Annotated in this window: 16 protein-coding genes; 9 read left to right on the top strand and 7 right to left on the bottom strand. The window is 65.7% G+C overall.

Features of this window, described 5'->3' with window-relative positions:
• Positions 1 to 46: 46 nt before the first annotated feature.
• The 7 genes from AB1K63_RS12035 to AB1K63_RS12005 all read left to right on the top strand — a co-directional run bounded on the left by AB1K63_RS12035 (position 47) and on the right by AB1K63_RS12005 (position 8,309).
• Entirely contained in the window at positions 47 to 2,383 is a 2,337-nt protein-coding gene (locus AB1K63_RS12035) for a DUF2460 domain-containing protein (protein WP_366960406.1), read from the top strand.
• Entirely contained in the window at positions 2,380 to 3,195 is an 816-nt protein-coding gene (locus AB1K63_RS12030; RefSeq protein ID WP_366960405.1) for a DUF2163 domain-containing protein, read from the top strand. The genes AB1K63_RS12035 and AB1K63_RS12030 overlap by 4 nt, the downstream gene beginning before the upstream one ends.
• Positions 3,192 to 3,608 carry an NlpC/P60 family protein gene (locus AB1K63_RS12025; protein WP_366960403.1) on the top strand — a complete coding sequence of 139 codons (417 nt, stop codon included), beginning with the start codon at positions 3,192 to 3,194 and terminating at the stop codon, positions 3,606 to 3,608. The genes AB1K63_RS12030 and AB1K63_RS12025 overlap by 4 nt, the downstream gene beginning before the upstream one ends.
• Entirely contained in the window at positions 3,608 to 5,767 is a 2,160-nt protein-coding gene (locus AB1K63_RS12020) for a phage tail protein (RefSeq protein WP_366960402.1), read from the top strand. Before AB1K63_RS12025 ends, AB1K63_RS12020 begins: the two co-directional genes overlap by 1 nt.
• A gap of 36 nt (positions 5,768 to 5,803) precedes the next feature.
• Entirely contained in the window at positions 5,804 to 6,262 is a 459-nt protein-coding gene (locus tag AB1K63_RS12015; RefSeq protein WP_366960401.1) for a DUF2793 domain-containing protein, read from the top strand.
• Between the two features lie 192 nt (positions 6,263 to 6,454).
• Complete coding sequence (locus tag AB1K63_RS12010) at positions 6,455 to 7,684, top strand: OmpA family protein (protein WP_366960400.1); 1,230 nt, start codon at positions 6,455 to 6,457, stop codon at positions 7,682 to 7,684.
• Between the two features lie 91 nt (positions 7,685 to 7,775).
• On the top strand, positions 7,776 to 8,309 hold the full coding sequence (locus AB1K63_RS12005; RefSeq protein ID WP_366960399.1) for a superoxide dismutase family protein: 534 nt from the start codon (positions 7,776 to 7,778) through the stop codon (positions 8,307 to 8,309).
• On the opposite strand, the gene AB1K63_RS12000 is transcribed toward AB1K63_RS12005, so the two are convergent.
• The 7 genes from AB1K63_RS12000 to AB1K63_RS11970 form a co-directional block, all read right to left on the bottom strand.
• On the bottom strand, positions 8,306 to 9,883 hold the full coding sequence (locus tag AB1K63_RS12000; RefSeq protein WP_366960716.1) for an MFS transporter: 1,578 nt from the start codon (positions 9,881 to 9,883) through the stop codon (positions 8,306 to 8,308). The two genes, AB1K63_RS12005 and AB1K63_RS12000, sit on opposite strands and share 4 nt — an antisense overlap.
• A complete protein-coding gene (gene queC, locus AB1K63_RS11995) occupies positions 9,883 to 10,602 on the bottom strand; it encodes a 7-cyano-7-deazaguanine synthase QueC (RefSeq protein ID WP_366960398.1) in 720 nt (239 codons plus the stop codon). The genes AB1K63_RS12000 and queC overlap by 1 nt, the downstream gene beginning before the upstream one ends.
• 64 nt (positions 10,603 to 10,666) lie before the next feature.
• Complete coding sequence (locus tag AB1K63_RS11990; protein WP_366960397.1) at positions 10,667 to 11,083, bottom strand: DUF3617 family protein; 417 nt, start codon at positions 11,081 to 11,083, stop codon at positions 10,667 to 10,669.
• An 81-nt stretch (positions 11,084 to 11,164) separates the two neighbouring features.
• Positions 11,165 to 12,076 (bottom strand): Hsp33 family molecular chaperone HslO, encoded by a 912-nt coding sequence (locus tag AB1K63_RS11985; RefSeq protein ID WP_366960395.1) that lies wholly within the window; start codon positions 12,074 to 12,076, stop codon positions 11,165 to 11,167.
• A 43-nt stretch (positions 12,077 to 12,119) separates the two neighbouring features.
• Positions 12,120 to 13,061, bottom strand: coding sequence for an ornithine carbamoyltransferase (argF, locus tag AB1K63_RS11980; RefSeq protein ID WP_366960394.1), 942 nt, complete (start codon positions 13,059 to 13,061; stop codon positions 12,120 to 12,122).
• Positions 13,061 to 14,254: an aspartate aminotransferase family protein gene (locus tag AB1K63_RS11975; RefSeq protein WP_366960393.1), complete on the bottom strand. Its 1,194-nt coding sequence runs from the start codon at positions 14,252 to 14,254 to the stop codon at positions 13,061 to 13,063. The genes argF and AB1K63_RS11975 overlap by 1 nt, the downstream gene beginning before the upstream one ends.
• Before the next feature lie 120 nt (positions 14,255 to 14,374).
• The gene (locus AB1K63_RS11970) at positions 14,375 to 15,166 is read right to left on the bottom strand and encodes a cold-shock protein (protein WP_366960392.1); all 792 of its coding nucleotides are present in this window, start codon (positions 15,164 to 15,166) and stop codon (positions 14,375 to 14,377) included.
• A 212-nt stretch (positions 15,167 to 15,378) separates the two neighbouring features.
• Between AB1K63_RS11970 and AB1K63_RS11965 the strand changes: the two genes are divergently transcribed.
• A complete protein-coding gene (locus AB1K63_RS11965) occupies positions 15,379 to 15,855 on the top strand; it encodes a hypothetical protein (RefSeq protein ID WP_366960391.1) in 477 nt (158 codons plus the stop codon).
• 7 nt (positions 15,856 to 15,862) lie between these two features.
• Positions 15,863 to 16,843, top strand: a complete 981-nt coding sequence (locus tag AB1K63_RS11960; RefSeq protein WP_366960390.1) for a sterol desaturase family protein — start codon at positions 15,863 to 15,865, stop codon at positions 16,841 to 16,843.
• Positions 16,844 to 16,858 lie beyond the last annotated feature (15 nt).

Below are 16,858 nucleotides of genomic sequence, written 5' to 3'. Positions count from 1 at the left end.
GGAAAGCCGAGGGGCCGAAGGCCCCGCAAAAGCTTGGAGAAAAGCAATGTCCTTCTGGCTGGCCCGCGAACGTCGCGGGCAGGACACCGGTCATATCCAGCGGTTCGATCCGCGGTTCTGGACGGTCGATTTCCCGCGCCCCATGATGGCGAGCACTGTCACGACCGCGCCCGATGCATTGCGGGTGGAATGCGAGTTCCACCACCGCGACGCGCTGGCCGGGCTGATCTGGTGGAGCGAGGACACGCTCGACCATCCTCTGCTCGCCTACGAGACGGACCGCGATTACACCCGCACGACGCTGCGCTTCCGCTGGCGGTCCTCCGGCCTCGTCCCACTCGACCAGCCGCACGGCCCGACCCTGACGATCGAGGGGCGCGACGCGCAGGGCCAGCCGCGAAGCTGGTTCGTGCGGCTGTGGAACTATGCCGAAGGCACGCCGCAGGACGCGGTGATCGAACTGCCGTTTTCCGCGCTCGCCGGCGGCTGGGACATCTCGCAAGGCGGGGACCCGGTGTTCCCGGCCGACATCGACCGGATGTTCGTCTCGCTCGCGCCTCCGGGCTACGATCCGGACAGCCATGCCCTGTTGCCCGCCCGCGCGAATGGCTGGGCGGAAATGAGCGCGATCGCCTGCGACGGGGAACGCGCGATGCTGGAAATCGGCGATGTGCTGCTGCCGCCGCACGGGACCGGCATCTGCACCGCCTACGACGACAGTTACAACCAGGCGCCCGCCCGCCTGCTGCGGATTATGCGCGGGCTCGGCTATCGCGATACCTTCGTCCACTATGTCGGCATGAGCCATTACTACCGGCTGCAGCGCGTGGCCGGGCGGCTGGAAGCAAGTTCGGCCGCCGACCTCGCCGCGCCGGCCGAAGCATGGCATCGCAATTTCTTCCGCGAGGCCGTGACGCAGGGCTTCGCGCCGATCCCGTCGCTGTCCTACGAACTGCTAAACCGGGACTGCCCCGAAAGCTGGAAGCAGCGCGCCCATGACGGCACCCCTGCGCTGACCGGCTGGGATCCACCCTCCACCCTGCTGTCGCCGGTCAATGCGACCGCGCTCGCATTCCTGCGCAACACCGCCGGGCGTTTCGTCCAGCTCCTGACGGAAGCGGGCGGCGCGTCGCTGTTCCAGATCGGCGAGCCATGGTGGTGGGTGACGCCGGACGGAAAGATCTGCCTCTACGACGATGCTGCGCGCACCGCCTTCGGCGGCAATCCGCCGGTCATCGCCGACATGCGCCAGCCGATGGACGCCGCGCAGACAGCGCTGCTGGACCAGGCGGGATACCGGCTGTTCGTTTCCACCGCGTCCATCGCCGGCAAGGTCCGGCAGATCGGCGGCGACGGGGCGCATGTCCGGCTGCTGATCTTCACCCCAACCGTGCTCGACCCGGAGATGCCGGAACTGCACCGCGCGAACATGCCCGTCACCTGGGCCTGGCCGCGCTTCGACATGCTCCAGCTGGAAGATTACGACTGGCTGACCGCGGGACACGAAGCACGGCGGCACGCGGGATACGCCTTCGTGCAGCAGCGGCTCGGCTATCCGGCTGACCGGCAGGAATACCTCGCCGGCTTCGTCCTGCGCGCAGAGGACGCCGATGCCTACTGGCGCGCCATCGACGCAGGGCTGGAAGAGGCCGCCGGGCGCGGCGTCGCCCGCAGCTATGTCTGGGCGCTGCCGCAGGTCACGCGCGACGGTTTCACACGATTGCCCACACCCAGGGAGGACGCCATGCAGGCTTTCGACGACGTGCCCTACCCCCTTGCACTCGGCCGCGACGTGTCGGTCGGCCCGGAATTCTCCACTTCCGTCGCGACAACCGTGTCCGGCCACGAACGGCGCGCCTCTCACTGGTCCGACGCGCGCCTGCGCTTCGACGTTGGACCGGGTATCCGGTCGGAGGAGGAGCTCGGCCAGCTGCTCGCCTTTTTCCGCGCGCGGCGGGGCGCGGCACGCGGCTTCCGGCTTCGGGATCCGTTCGATTTCAGTTCCGCAGGCATGGCTGGAGCGCCCGGCGCGGCCGACCAGCACATAGGCACCGGCGACGGCCAGACCGCGACCTTCCGGCTCGCGAAACGCTACGGCGAGGATAATCTGGACGAGAAGCAGGTGCGCTTCATCACCCGGCCCCGTCCCGGCACCGTCAGCGTCAGCATAGACGGCGTGGCGGTGTCCGGCTGGACGCTCGCCCACGGCGGACGGATCGTCTTCGCGGTCGCTCCGCCTGCCGGAGCGGAAATCCGCGCAGGCTTCGAGTTCGACGTTCCGGTCCGCTTCGAGCAGGACCGGCTGGACATGTCCGGCCTGTCCTTCGCCGCCGGGGAGGCACCCACCGTCCCACTCGTCGAACTTCGGGAGGAAGACGCGTGAGCCGGGTGTTCCGCGCGACGGCGCTGGAGCCGCTGGCGACCTACTGGCAAGTCTTTCGTCGCGACGGGCTGGCCCTCGGCTTCGTGACGCACGACCGGGATTTGTGGTTCGACGGCCTGCTGCATCGCGCCGGTCCGGGCATGGTACCCGGCGCGATCCGCCTCGGGTCCGGCTTCCGCGAGGACCGGGCCGATGTCGAAGGGCTGCTGTCGCATGCCGCGATCCACGAAGCGGACTTGGCTGCGGGCCGCTACGACGGCGCGCAGGTCCGGATCGGCATGATCGACTGGGAGACGCTGGAGCGGGCGGAACTCTTCGCCGGGACAATCGGCCGGGTGAGCCGCGACGGGGTGCGCTTCAACGCGGAACTGCTCTCCGCACGGGCGCGGCTGGACAGGACCGTGACGCCGCTGACCAGCCCCACCTGCCGCGCCGCCTTCTGCGGCAAGGACTGTGCACTTTCGGGCGAGCGCTTCACGCACGAGGGGATCGTTTCGGGCAGCGACGCAGATGCGAACGCAGTCGTCTTCGAGGGAATCGATGCCGCGCTGTTCGTCCACGGGCACCTGCGCTGGCTTGGCGGACCACATGCGGGCCTGACCATGGACATCGTTGGCGACGCGGGCAGCGGCGTCGTTCTGGACGTTCCGCTCGACGCCCTGCCCGAACCGGGCACGCGCGCCCTGTTGCGCGAAGGCTGCGACCACACCTTGCAGACCTGCGCGACGCGCTTCGGCAATGCGCGCAATTTCCGGGGCGAACCGTTCCTGCCGGGCAACGACCTGCTCGCCCGCTATCCGGTGTCGGCATGAGCGTGCGCGGAGCGGCGATCGCCGATGCGGCCATGCGGCTTTGCGGCACGCCCTTCCGGCTGCATGGCAGGTCGCCCGAGACGGGGGTGGACTGCGTCGGGCTCGTCGCCCTTGCCCTGCGCGCCGCCGGACATCCGGTGCCCGACATACCGCCCTACGCCCTGCGCCTCGCCGCCACCGGCTTCATCGCTGATTTCGCCGCATGCTGCGGCTTGCGAGAGGCAGCCGGCGCAGTGCAGCCCGGCGATATCCTGATCGCCCGCCCGGCCACAACGAGGCGGCACCTGCTGGTCGCGACGGCGCGCGACCGCTTCGTCCATGCCCATGCGGGCCTTCGCCGCGTGGTCGCATGCCCCGGCCCGCCTCCCTGGCCGGTAATCGCGCGCTGGCGCCTTCCCGAGGAGACCGACTGATGGCCACATTGTTGCTGGGTGCCGTGGGCACCGCCATTGCCGGCCCGGTGGGCGGCGCATTGGGCGCGCTGGCGGGACGCTCGCTGGACGGTGCCCTATTCGGCGGGGATAAGCGCAACGGCCCACGCCTGACCGAGCTCGCCGTCAGCACGTCCAGCTACGGCGTCCCGATCCCCCGCCAGTTCGGCCGGGTCCGCGTGCCGGGCACCGTGATCTGGGCGACCGACCTTCAGGAGAGCACGGAGCCGAGCGGCGGCAAGGGCCGGCCGGACGTGACGCAATACAGCTATACCGTCTCGCTGGCCGTGGCCCTATCCAGCAGGCCGATCCGAGATGTCGGCCGGATCTGGGCGGACGGCAACTTGCTGCGCGGGGCAGCGGGGGATCTGAAGGCCACCGGAACGATGCGCGTGCATCGCGGGCTGGGCGACCAGCAGGCGGACCCGCTGATCGCATCGGCGCAAGGCGCGGCCTGCCCCGCTTTTCGCGATTGCGCCTATGTCGTGTTCGAGGATCTCGACCTGACCGGCTTCGGCAACCGCATCCCGGCGCTGAGCTTCGAAGTGTTCGCCGACGAAGGGCCGGTCACATTCGCCGCCTTGGCTGAGGGATCCGGCTGGTTGGCGGGACCCGATATCCTGCAAGGCCTTGCCGGCCTGACGCTGGACGCGCCCGACCAGGCGGCAGTTCTGGAGACGATCGACGCGCTCTATCCGCTGACATTGGACGAAACCGGCGCGACGGTGCGCGTAACGCTGGAAGACGCCTATGTGACCGATCCGGTCGACCTGCCCGAAGCGACTGTGGAACGGGACGCCGATTTCGGTGCGCAGTCCGGCATGGCAAGCGAGCGCGAGCCTTCGGAAGCGATCGCCGTCGCCATCCGCTATTACGACAGCGGACGGGAATACCAGCCCGGCCTGCAATGGCCGTCGGCAATGGGAACCGGCAGGACGGCCCGCCCGGTCGAGATACCCGCGGTACTTTCCGCGCAGGACGCCTTCCGCCTGGCGAACACTGCCAGCGCGCGGGCGCGAAGGCGTACCGACCGGATGCGGTACCGCATGGCAGCGATCGACCCGTCGCTGCGCCCGGGCAGGTCGGTGCGGGTGCCCGGTCATCCCGGTGTGTGGCGCGTCACGACGGCGGAGTGGCTGGAAGATGGCACTGAACTCGTGCTCGAACGCGCCGGGGAGCATCGGGCCTCATCCGATGGAGGTGCCACCGGGGAGCCTGCGCTGGCGCGCGACCGCCTGCCTTCGCCCACGATCTTCCTTGCCTTCGAGGCACCGGCGCACGAGGAGAATCAGGCGGGCCGGCGCATCTACGCCGCAGCGGCGTCCACGGGGCCGAACTGGTCCGGGGCGCAGATTCTCTCGCGCCGCGGCGACAGCTTCGTGCCGATCGGTGCGACCGGGCGCCGGCAGGCCGTCATCGGCCATCTCGCAGAACCGCTCGCGCCGTCGCCGGCCCTGCTGCTCGAGCGGAACGCGCAGCTCGATGTCGGCCTCGTCAATCCGGACCATATTCTCGAGACGACGGACATGGAGGGACTCGCGCGCGGCGCGAATCGCCTGATGATCGGCGGCGAGGTGGTGCAGTTCCTCCGCGCGGACCATACCGGAGCGGCGCAGTGGCGTCTTGCCGGCCTGCTGCGCGGCCGCGCCGGAACCGAACCCGCTGCCATGGCCGGCCACGCCACGGGGACGTTCATCGTCCTGCTCGACGACAGCCTTATCCCGCTGGAGGCCAACGCGGTGCTGGCAGGCGATCCGCCGGTCCTCGCCGCCATCGGGTCCGCCGACGATTCGCCGGTGATGGCCGAGCTGACCAATCCCGGAAACTCGATCACGCCCCTCGTCCCGGTCCATGCGCGAATCGAGCGCCGGACCGACGGCTTGTTGCAAGCATCCTGGACGCGCCGGGCCCGCGGAGCGCTGGTCTGGCACAGCGAGATCGAAGTCCCTCTCGGCGAGGAAAGCGAAACCTATCGCGTCGGGATCGGTGACGTCTCGCGGCCCGACCTGGAATTTCGCGTGAGCCTGTCCGCCTTTACACTGTCCACGGACATCAACGCCGCGCACGCCGGAAAGCCGCTCTGGGTCCGGCAGGTCGGCACGGCCGCCCAATCGGACCCCTTGCTGCTGACCATCCTGTGACCGCCGATTCCTCCAACCAGACGAAAGCCAGAGACTATGACCGATCCCATCGCATTCGCCGACCGCACCCACCGCCACGGCCTCCCGCTGCTTTTCACCGGACAGGCGCAGAAGGAAGCCTTCGTGAACGAGGCTTTCGTTCGGACGGACATGCTGCTGCATCCCGTTGTGAAGGGCATTCGCCCCGATCCACCTGCCTCACCCGAAGCGGGCGAGTGCTGGATCGTGGCGAATCCGGCTGCCGGAAGTTTCGCCGGACGCGAAGGCACCATTGCGGGTTGGCATGCCGGCTCGTGGCATTTCGCCGCGCCCGTTCCCGGTCTGCGCGCCTTCGACCTGTCGCAGGGGCTATTCCTCCATTACCGCGATGAATGGCGTGCTCCCGATGCTCCGACGCTCCCGTCCGGCGGGACAAATATCGACGCGGAAATGCGTGCGGCATTTATGCAACTGCTCGCAAGTTTGCGGACCGCAGGGATATTATCTGATATTTAAGGGGAACATTTTTAGGCAACGCTGGTTAGCCGGATCGAGACGGGAGGTATGCATTCGTTTTTTCACCAGCCCGGGAAAAGAGCGACAATCTTGCAACAGAATCGCTGACAGAATGCTTGCCTCGCCTCGCTCGTAAAGTTAGAAAACCGCCATTCGATGGCAATTAATCCGCGTAAAAAGGGGAATTCTATAATGCGCAATCTCGTCATAGGACTGGCGATGGCTTCGACGGCCCTTGCTTCGCCGGCGCTCGCGCGCGACGGACAGTGGTATGTGGAACTTGGTGGCGGTCCGATGATCGTCGAAGATTCCGACATTGCCATCGACGCCGGTGGTGGTGTTGATACCGATGACAGCTCGACGTTCGCCACGATCGACAACGATTACGGCTACGACTTCGGCGGCATCGTGGGCTACGATTTCGGTGGCATTCGACTCGAAGCTGAAGCCTCTTGGCGCGAAGCCGACGTTGATGAGCTGGCGGTCGGTCCCGTCGGCCTCGCTGGTGACAATTCGTCGGGCCTCGGCCCGTCCAATGCCGGTCTCTATGACGCTGCCGGCGACGTGAATTCGCTGAGCTTCATGGTCAACGGACTTCTCGACTTCGGCGATGATGATGGGATCCAAGGCTTCGTTGGCGGTGGTGCTGGCGTCGCTCGCACGGAGTACCAGTTCACGATCGACCAAAGCGCTGGTTCAGCCTTCGATGATTCGGACACAGGATTTGCGTGGCAGCTTCTGGCGGGCGTTCGCGCACCGCTGAGCGACTCGGTCGACGTTGGCCTGCGCTATCGGTTCTTCAATCACCAGAACGTTGATCTGGTTGATGCGCTGGGCCGTGACGCGGAAGCCGATTTCCGTTCGCACTCGCTTCTTGGCACGCTGACCTTCAACTTCGGCGGCACTCCGGAGCCGGAGTACAAGACCTGCCCGAATGGCACCGAAGTCCTCGTGACGGAAACCTGCCCGGTCGTGGCTCCGCCGCCGCCGCCGCAGACCAAGACCTGCCCGAACGGCTCGGTCATTCCGGTGAACCAGGCTTGCCCGGTTCCGCCGCCGCCGCCGCCGGCTTGTGCCCGTGGTCCGTACCTCGTGTTCTTCGACTGGGATCAGTCGAACCTCAACGCCACGGCCATCGAAACGCTGAACAACGCCGTTTCGTCCTACGCCAACTGCGGCACGGCTTCGGTCATGCTGGCCGGTCACACCGATACCTCGGGTTCGGCGCGCTATAACGAAGGTCTGGCTGAACGTCGCAACGCGTCGGTTCGCGCCTACCTCAACCAGCGTGGCATCCCCGACGCCCGGATCTCTTCCGAAGGCTTCGGTGAAACGCGTCCGCGTATCGCCACCGGCGACGGCGTCCGCGAACTCGGCAACCGTCGTGTGGAAATCACTTACGGCCCGAACGCCGGCATGTAATTCCACACCATCTGGTGAAATTAGAAAGGGGCCGGAGCAATCCGGCCCCTTTTTCGTTGGTATCCTGCATCTTTGAATGGGGAGACTGACAATGACGATCCGTACAATCCTTGCCGCATCCGCGGCCGTCGCCACGCTGGCCGGTTGCACCACCCTGGAAGACCTGCCCGACGACCGTATCGGGTCCGCTCGGATCGTGCTTGCGAACGGCACGCCAGTAGGAACCGCGCAGATCTTCGCCGTCGGAGACGAAGTGCGGATGACGCTGGCCGTGACCGGACTCTCGGCAGGCGAACGCGGTTTCCACGTCCACGAAACCGGCACCTGTACCCGGCCGGACTTCACATCCGCCGGCGGTCATCTCAATCCGCAGAACAATCCGCATGCCGGCCCCAACGCCGCGCGCACTCACTTGGGCGATCTACCCAACCTGACGGTCGGCTCCAGCGGTAGCGCCAGCACCACCGTCGATCTAGGAACGGGTAAGTCGCGCATCACCGACGCTATTTTCGACGCAGACGGTTCTGCCGTGGTGATCCACGCGCAGGCGGACGACTACACCAGCCAGCCTTCCGGCGATGCTGGTTCGCGCATTGCGTGCGGGGTCATCCAGCGCGCGAGCTAAGCCGGCTCTCCTGCCGCACGGGCCCGTTCGAAGAGCGTCCGCTCCGCTTCGGGCACCGTGCGGTAAGCCAGAATCAGGAGGACCGTGCCGATCGGCGCTGCGACCAGCACGGAAAGTACGCCGATCGACAGGCTGCCCGTCATCGTCGAGACCTGCCCGGCCATGTACGGGCCAAGGGCAAGACCCACGAGTGTCGTCGACAGGAAGAAGGTCGCTGTCGCGGTTCCCCGCATTCGCGGCAGGACGAGATCCTGCGTGGTGGCCGCAGCGGCGCCGAGGGCAGAGCTCCCTAGCAGCGACAGGAGGAAGTTAAGGAAGTAGAACAGCGCCAGATCCTCGGTCGTAAAGGCGAGGATCAACGGTATAACGGGCGCTAGAACGCCGAAGGCGATCACGAATATACGGCCGCCTGGATTACGCTCCCGTAGCCAGTCGGACATCCGCCCACCTATGATCACGCCCAGGAAGCCGCCGAGCGCGCCGCCACCGCCTATCCAGAAACCAAGCACCGCCTTGGATGCACCGAGCACTCGCTCGGCATAGGGGGCTGCCCAGAAGGATACCGAATAGGACGCGAAGGCGACCATTCCGTATCCAAGGATGGTGTAAAGGAAGGCGGGATTGCCCCAGATAAGCTTGAACGTCGGCGGATCGCGGTGGCGCAGGGACGCGGCCCATGAGACCACCGCGTAATACCCCAGCCCGATCGCGCCCCATTGCTGGAAGTTCTGCGTGAGGGACCCCATCACCCAGGAAATCGCCGCGATGATTACCGCCGCTGCCACGTTGCCCGCCAAGGCACGCGGTCCGCGCCGCGACGCGGCAATGAATGTAAGCGGGGGAATGACGGCGAAAAGTTCCTGGAAGAAACCCCTGAAGGGCTTGTCCACCTTGGTTTCGGGCAAGCCTTCGATCGCGCCGCGAACCGGCTCACGCAATGTGAAAACCCAAAGTGCCAGAAGGAGCCCGGGAAGGCCGACCGCCATGAATGCGGCCTGCCATCCGACAAGTCCGAAGGGTCCGCCACCGGGATAAGCCGCGTTCCAGCCTTCGACAATCAATCCGCCTATCAGAAGCGAGATGCCACCGCCGATGTACAAACCGGCGGAATAAATCGCGAGCGCAGTCCCGCGCATCTTCTTGGGAAACCAGTCCGAGATCAAAGAATAGGCGGCGGGGCTAGCGCTCGCCTCACCGACCCCGACACCGATCCGCGCTGCGCTCAGTTGCAATCCGTTTTTCGCAAAGCCGGAAAGGGCCGTCATGAGCGACCAGAGCGCGAGACCCGCGGTCATGAGCCGGATACGATGCCAGCTGTCGGCAAGGCGTCCAAGCGGAATACCGAACAGCGCGTAGAACACCCCGAACGCGGTTCCGTAGAGAAATCCCAGATCGGCGTCGGTCAGGCCGAGATCGGCCTTGATGTCGTTTGCCAGGATCGAGAGGATCTGCCGGTCGATGAAGTTGAGGACGTACACCAGCACGAGGACGCCCAGCGCGTACCAGCTGTATGCGGGTACCTTCTTCGCAGGCTCGGGTACAACCGCATCGGCAATATCGCCCGTCTGGCTCATCATTTTCTCCCGTCGGCGATCTTCGTGTCGCCATATTCCGTTCCGTCCACCAGTCCCGCTTCCGCAAACCCCTTCTTGCGCAAACGGCAACTGTCGCATTCCCCGCAGGCCCGACCATCCGCAAGCGGATCGTAGCAGGACCAGCTCCACGCAGGATCAAGCCCCAGCCTGTCCGCTTCGCGCGCTATGTCCGCCTTGGTCATGTACTGCAGCGGCGCATGGATCGTGAAGGGCGTACCCTCGGTTCCACTCTTGGTGCCAAGCCGGGCGGTCTCGGTAAAGCTGGAAATGAATTCGGGCCGACAATCGGGGTATCCGGAATAATCGAGCGCATTGACCCCGATGAAAATATCCGCGGCACCGTTGGCTTCCGCGAAAGCGGTCGTCAGCGAGAGAAATACGAGATTTCGCGCCGGTACATAAGTGACCGGGATATCATCACCGACCCCGGACTTCGGGACATCGATATCGTCCGTCAGGGCGGACCCGCCGAAACTGCGAAGGTCCAGCGAGATCTCGCTATGCCTGGCCGCTTCCAGCTTCCCGGCGATCGCGCGGGCCGACTGCAGTTCACGAATGTGCCGCTGACCGTAATCGACCGTCAGAGCGAGCAAGCGATAGCCCTGTTCGCGCGCTATCCCGGCGCAAACCATGCTGTCCAGCCCCCCAGACAGCAGGACGACGGCCGACTTTTCCGAAACGCTCCGATCCGAACCCATGTCTGTCCGGCTAACCGCAGATGCGGCCCCGGGCAAACGTTATCGGACCTTCAGCAGGCAGTCCTCAGCGGCAGGCACCAACGCGGCGAGCTTCCGCCGTGAACTGGAAGTTACGGTCGTTCGCGCGCCCCTGCCCTTCGATCTGGACGAGGCGTCCGCTTTCCTTGCGGATGCTGGTCCGACCCCAGCTAGTGCCGCTGCACGAGTACTGGACGGTCACCTTGCTCTGCCCGTCCTCTACGACGTAGCGATTGCAGCGCTGTCCGCGATGCCGCATCTGGATGAAGTCGCGACCCGATCGTACGCACATGCGCGTCGAAGGGGTATCGCCGCGATAGCGCAGTTCCCACTGCCCGCTTTCCAGCGTGTCCAGCATGGCGAGTTCGGGCGACTGGGCCGTGGCTGGCATGGTCGCGGCAAACAATCCCAGCGCGACAAACCCGCCGCGCAACGCCATCGATCGGGTCAGACCATCGATCATGATCGGTTCTCGTCCAAATTCAATTTCCAAGGGGTTCGTTGGTAAAACACCCGCGAATGCGACGGGTTCCGGTACCGCGTATCAGGCGGCAATCGGGAAGATGCGCGAACAGAAAGCGCAATCGACCTCGATAACGCCCTCCTCGTTGCGCATTTCGGCAAGATCGGCCTCTGGGAAGCCCGCCAGCACGGTCCGGTAATGTTCTACCGAGCAGCGGCATCCCCTCCTGAGCAACGCGTCGCGTTCGATCCGGACCTCTTCCTCTTCATGGAACAGGCGCCAGACGATCGCTTCCATCGACAGCGCAGGGTCGAGCAATTCGTCATGCCGCAGAGTCCCCGCGAGGATACTGACATGCTCCCACTCGGGATGGTCGAGCCGCACGTGCAGCCGTTCCCTGCCCTCTTCGCCCTCGGGCAGGTGCTGCAGCAACAGGCCGGCCGCCGACACACGGCCGCCATCGCTGCGGACCGCGGTGCGGATCAGGGTCGGGACCTGCTCGCTTTGGAAAAAATAGGCCGCACAGGCATCTGCCAGGGACGCGCCTTCCAGCGGCACGATCCCTTGGTACCGGCCCTTGCCTTCCGGACGGTCGAACGTGATCGCCAAGAATCCTTCGCCGAACAGCGCCGACAGGCTGGGGTTCGATCCGAGGCCACCCAGTCGCTCGGCATCGAAATCGGCATATCCGCGCAGTTCCCCCGCACGGAAATCGCAGACCAGCAATTTCACGATGCCGTCTTTCGTCTGCGCCTGCATGGTCATCTGAGCGCCGTCTTCCTTGACCAGGCTGCCCATCAGCGCGGCCAGCACGACGGCCTCTGCCAGCAGGTGCGCGATGGCAGGCGGGTAGTCGTGCGGTCCGAGAATGTCGCTCAGCACGGTGTCGAGACGCACGGCCCGTCCCCGGGCGTGGCGCGCGGGAATGGTGAAAGTAAGCGTCCGGTCGGAATAGGTTTCGACGGCAGGGGGCGTCGGCTGTGTTTCGGTCATGCACCCGATATGGGGTGCAGCCTTGCGGCGCGCTACCCGTCGGTCACGCCCCGGTTCGGGCTGCCAGCTTGCCGAAGCACCAGAGCAGGATGGACTTCTGCGCATGAAGTCGGTTCTCGGCTTCGTCGAAAACGGCGGAATTCGCGCTTTCAAAAACGCTCTCGGTCACTTCATCCCCGATATGGGCAGGCAGGCAATGGAGAAAGACGGCGTCCTGTCCGGCCTTTGCCATCAGTGCGTCGTCCACCCGGTAGGGCTGCATCGCGCCGAGCTTGTTCTCGACATTCGCCTGCCCCATCGAGACCCACGTATCGGTAACGACGATGTCCGCGCCTTCGGCCGCTTCCACGGCATCCTGCGTCAGGAGGACATTGGAGCCCGCCGCGCGTGCCATATCCACGAATTCGCTATCGGGTTCGAACCCTGCCGGCGTGGCGACGCGCACGTTGAATTTCATCAGGGCGGCCGCTTCCAGCAGCGAATGGAGGACATTGTTGCCGTCTCCGAACCATGCGAGTTCAAGCCCCGGCAGCGCCTTGCCCCGTTCGATCATCGTCAGGAGATCGGCGACGATCTGGCACGGGTGCGACCGGTCGGTCAGACCGTTGATCACCGGCACGCTGGCGTGGTGCGCCATTTCCTCGATCTTCGCGTGGTCGTCCGTCCGGATCATGATCGCATCGACCATGCGGCTGAGGACGCGAGCCGTGTCGGCAATGCTTTCGCCCCGGCCGAGCTGGGTCGTGCCTGCATCGAGCACGAGCGCGCTACCGCCAAGTTGCCGCATGGCCATGTCGAAGCTGACCCTGGTGCGGGTGGAGCTCTTCTCGAACACCATCCCCAGAACGTGACCTGTTAGCGGCGCATCCGCATCCGGTTTCCCCTTCGGCCATCCGGCACGCGCGGCCTTGCGGTCCTGCGCGTCCGAAATCATGGCCGCGATCGCGTCGCCCCCCGCATCGGACAGGTCGAGGAAGTGCGGCATCAGGCCGGTTCCGGCACCTTGAAGCTCGCGGCGCCGGCGGACAGCTTGTCGAAAAACTCGTCGATCTCCGCATCCCCGATGACCAGCGGCGGCAGGACGCGCAACGTCTGGTCGCCCGCAGCCACGGTCAGCAGCTGGTGGTTGTCGCGCAGGTGCACGAAGAACGGCCGGCTCTCCACCTTCATCCGGATGCCGATCATCAGCCCACTGCCACGGACGAAATCGAACAGGTCGGGATAGTTGCCGATGAATTGTTCCAGCCGCGTGCGGATGCGTTCGCCCTTGGAGCGGACTTCGGCGAGGAATTCCTCGTTCGCCACCGCATCCAGGACCGCTTCGCCAGCCGCCATGGCCAGCGGGTTGCCGCCATAGGTGGAGCCGTGAGTGCCCAGTCCCATGCCACGCGCCGCCTTTTCGGTGGCGAGGCAGGCGCCGAGCGGGAAACCGCCGCCGATGCCCTTCGCGCTGGCCAAGACGTCAGGCTCGATCCCGTACTGTTCGTAGGCGTAGAGCGTGCCGGTGCGCGCGACGCCGCACTGGACCTCGTCCAGGACCAACATCAGGTCGTGTTCGTCCGCCAGCTGGCGAAGGCCGGTCATGAACGCCTGGCTGGCCGGGCGGATACCGCCTTCGCCCTGGATCGGCTCGACCAGGAAGCCCGCCGTCCTGGGACCGACGAGCTTGCGCGCCGCTTCCAGATCGTCGAATTCGCAATACTGGAAACCGCCCAGCAGCGGCATGAAGCCCTTGTGCATCTTCTGCTGGTTGGAGGCGCTGATGGTCGCCATCGTCCGTCCGTGGAAGGCGTTGGTGAAGGTAATCAGCTCCGTCCGGTTCGCATCACCGTCTTCGTGCTGGTGATAGGCACGTGCGGTCTTGATCGCGCATTCCACCGCCTCGGCACCGGAATTGGTGAAGAAGACCGTGTCCGCGAAGGTCAGGTCCACGAGGCGTTGCGCCAGCGATTCGCCTTGCGGGCTGCCATAGAGGTTGGAGACGTGCATCAGCGTGCCGGCCTGCCGCTGGATCGCACCGATCAACCCTTCATGACTATGGCCCAGCAGGTTCACCGCGATACCGCTGGCAAAGTCGAGATAACGGGTCCCGTCCTCGTCGATCAGGTGACAGTGGTCCCCGCGAACGGGACGGACGCCGCACCGCGGATAGGTCGGCATGAGGGGGGTGATGGCCATGAACGCTCCAGATCTTCACCAAACGAAAGACAAATGGCGACTCCATCGGAGCCGCCATGTGCCGTTTCATCTATGCCTGTGCGCCGCCCCGGTCAAACGGGGTATGCGCCCGGGGAATGTCTATTCCGACGAGGGAACGAGGTTCACCGCGGAATACTTGCCCCGCCGGTCCACCTCGAGGTCGAACTCGTAGCGTTCGCCTTCGTTAATCGCCGAAAGACCGGACCGTTCGACCGCGCTGATGTGCACGAACGCATCGGGCTGTCCGTCGTCGCGCACGAGGAAGCCGAAGCCCTTCATCGCGTTGAAGAACTTGACTGTGCCGACGGCCTTTTCGCCCGTCAGTTCGCGCTGCGGCGGGCCGCCGCGATCGCCACCGCGGTCACCGCCCCGATCGCCACCGCCACGCGATTCGACCGGGATGACGTCACCCACGATCTGCAGGTCCTGCGCGGACACCTTGCCGCCGCGATCCACCAGGTTGAATTCGAGCTCCTGTCCTTCGGCCAGGCCCTCGAGCCCGGCGCGTTCGACGGCGCTGATATGGACGAACACGTCTTCGCCTCCGCCTTCCTGCTGGATGAAGCCGAAGCCCTTCTGGCCGTTGAAGAATTTCACGGCGCCCTTGCCGGTGCCGACGACCTGTGCGGGCATGCGGTTGAAACCCCCGCCACCGCCACCGCCGCCACGTGGACCGCCGCCACCGAAGCCGCCACGATCGCCGCCGCCGAAGCCGCCCCGGTCGTTTCCGCCGCCCCAGCGATCGCCGCCGCCGCCGTAGCCACCGCCACCGCCGTAGCCGCCGCCTTCGTTTCCGAAATTGCCCGGACCACCGAACGGATCGTAATCGTCACCGCCGATATTGTCGCGCTTGTCCCGTCCGCGGCCCTTCCGGCCTCTATCGTAACCCATACCTGAAAAATTGCCTTCGTATTCTCCGCCCGATTCGCGATCCCGGATGCCGCGGGCGGAAGGCGGCAGGCCGGGAAAACAGCGAGACACGCGTAAATGCACGCCCCCCATCTGGATCAAACCATAGCGCACAAAACCGGGTTGCGCGAATAATTTAACCTCAGGTGACTCGATGGCGCAAAATTATGACATTTTCGTATGCTTCGCGGACGATGCCGGGCCACCGCGGCCTTGCCCGCCCTGCGCAGCGCTTGCCGCTGGACGAGCCTCGCCGTCAGTGGCACCCCGGTGCCATGGCAATGGCGTGGCAACTCGGCCTCTCGCTCCTGGCGATCTTCGCCCTGTTCGGCATCGCCTGGTGGCTGCGGCTGGGCGGGGAGACGCGGATCGGCGGGGTCGAGGAAGCAAAGGTTCTGGCTCGCGAGGCCGATGACGGGTTCGACCCGGCAGAGGGCGTGCTCGCGCGCGACGGGCTTTCCGCACTCGTCCGCGCACGCGACGGGCGGCTGGCCGTCATCAAGGTCCACGGCGCCCGGTATGCCGCGCGCACGATCCGTCACGACCAGATCCGCGTGTCCGCGGACGGCACCTTGTCGGTCGACAGCGGAGACCGCCGATACGGCGCGGTCCGGCTGCAACTGGCAGAAGCGGCGCCCGCTTGGCTGATTGCGCCCAATGGCGTAGATTGAGCCGGCAATGCCCGATTTCGATCCCGTGACCTACGCCATTCCGGCATTCGTACTGCTGGTGCTGGCGGAAATGCTCTGGTCGCGCATGCGCCGTCCGGAGGCTTACGAGCCGCGCGACACGCTGACCTCGCTCGGTATCGGTCTCGGCAGCACGGTCGTCGGGGCGCTGGTCGGCCTGCTCGGTTTCGGCCTGTTCCTGTGGCTCTACCAGTTCAGGGTGTTCGACTTCGGCGAACAGTGGTGGACGGTCTGGTGGGCCTGGCCGCTCTGCTTTGTGCTGGACGATCTCGCCTATTACTGGTCGCATCGCTTCGGCCACCGCGTCCGCTGGTTCTGGGCCAGCCACGTGAACCATCATTCGAGCCAGCATTACAATCTCAGCACCGCGCTTCGGCAAAGCTGGACCGGGTTCCTGACACTGGGTTTCGTCTTTACCCTGCCGCTGGTGCTGCTGGGGTTCCATCCGGTGATGATCGCCATCTGCGGCGGGTTCAACCTGATCTACCAGTTCTGGATCCACACCGAGGCGATCGACCGGATGCCGCGTTGGTTCGAAGCGATGATGAACACGCCCAGCCACCACCGCGTCCACCATGCGACCAATCCCCGCTACCTGGACCGCAACTATGCCGGCGTCTTCATCGTATGGGACCGGCTGTTCGGCACGTTCGAGCCGGAAGGGCGCGACGAGCCCATCCGTTATGGCATCGTCAAACAGCTCGGCACTTTCAATCTGGTCTGGAGCGTGTTCCACGAATGGGCCGGGATGCTGCAGGACATCTGGCGCGCGCCGTGGAAACACAAGCTGTCCTACCTGTTGCGCGAGCCCGGCTGGACCCATGACGGCAGCCGCGAAACGTCCGACATGATCCGCGAGCGCTGGCTGGCCCGTCGCGCTTCGGAAACGGCCCCTGAGCCGGCGCCCGAACCGTCCGGCAGACCGATTGCAGAAGAAAACCCGATTGCGGGCACGCGGGAGGCTGCGTAACCCTCTCCCCTCAAG

The organism is Qipengyuania sp. JC766, from assembly GCF_040717445.1.
Taxonomy (GTDB): Bacteria; Pseudomonadota; Alphaproteobacteria; order Sphingomonadales; family Sphingomonadaceae; genus JC766.
Note: the sequence above shows the minus strand (reverse complement) of the source record. Positions and strands in the feature narration are given on the sequence as shown.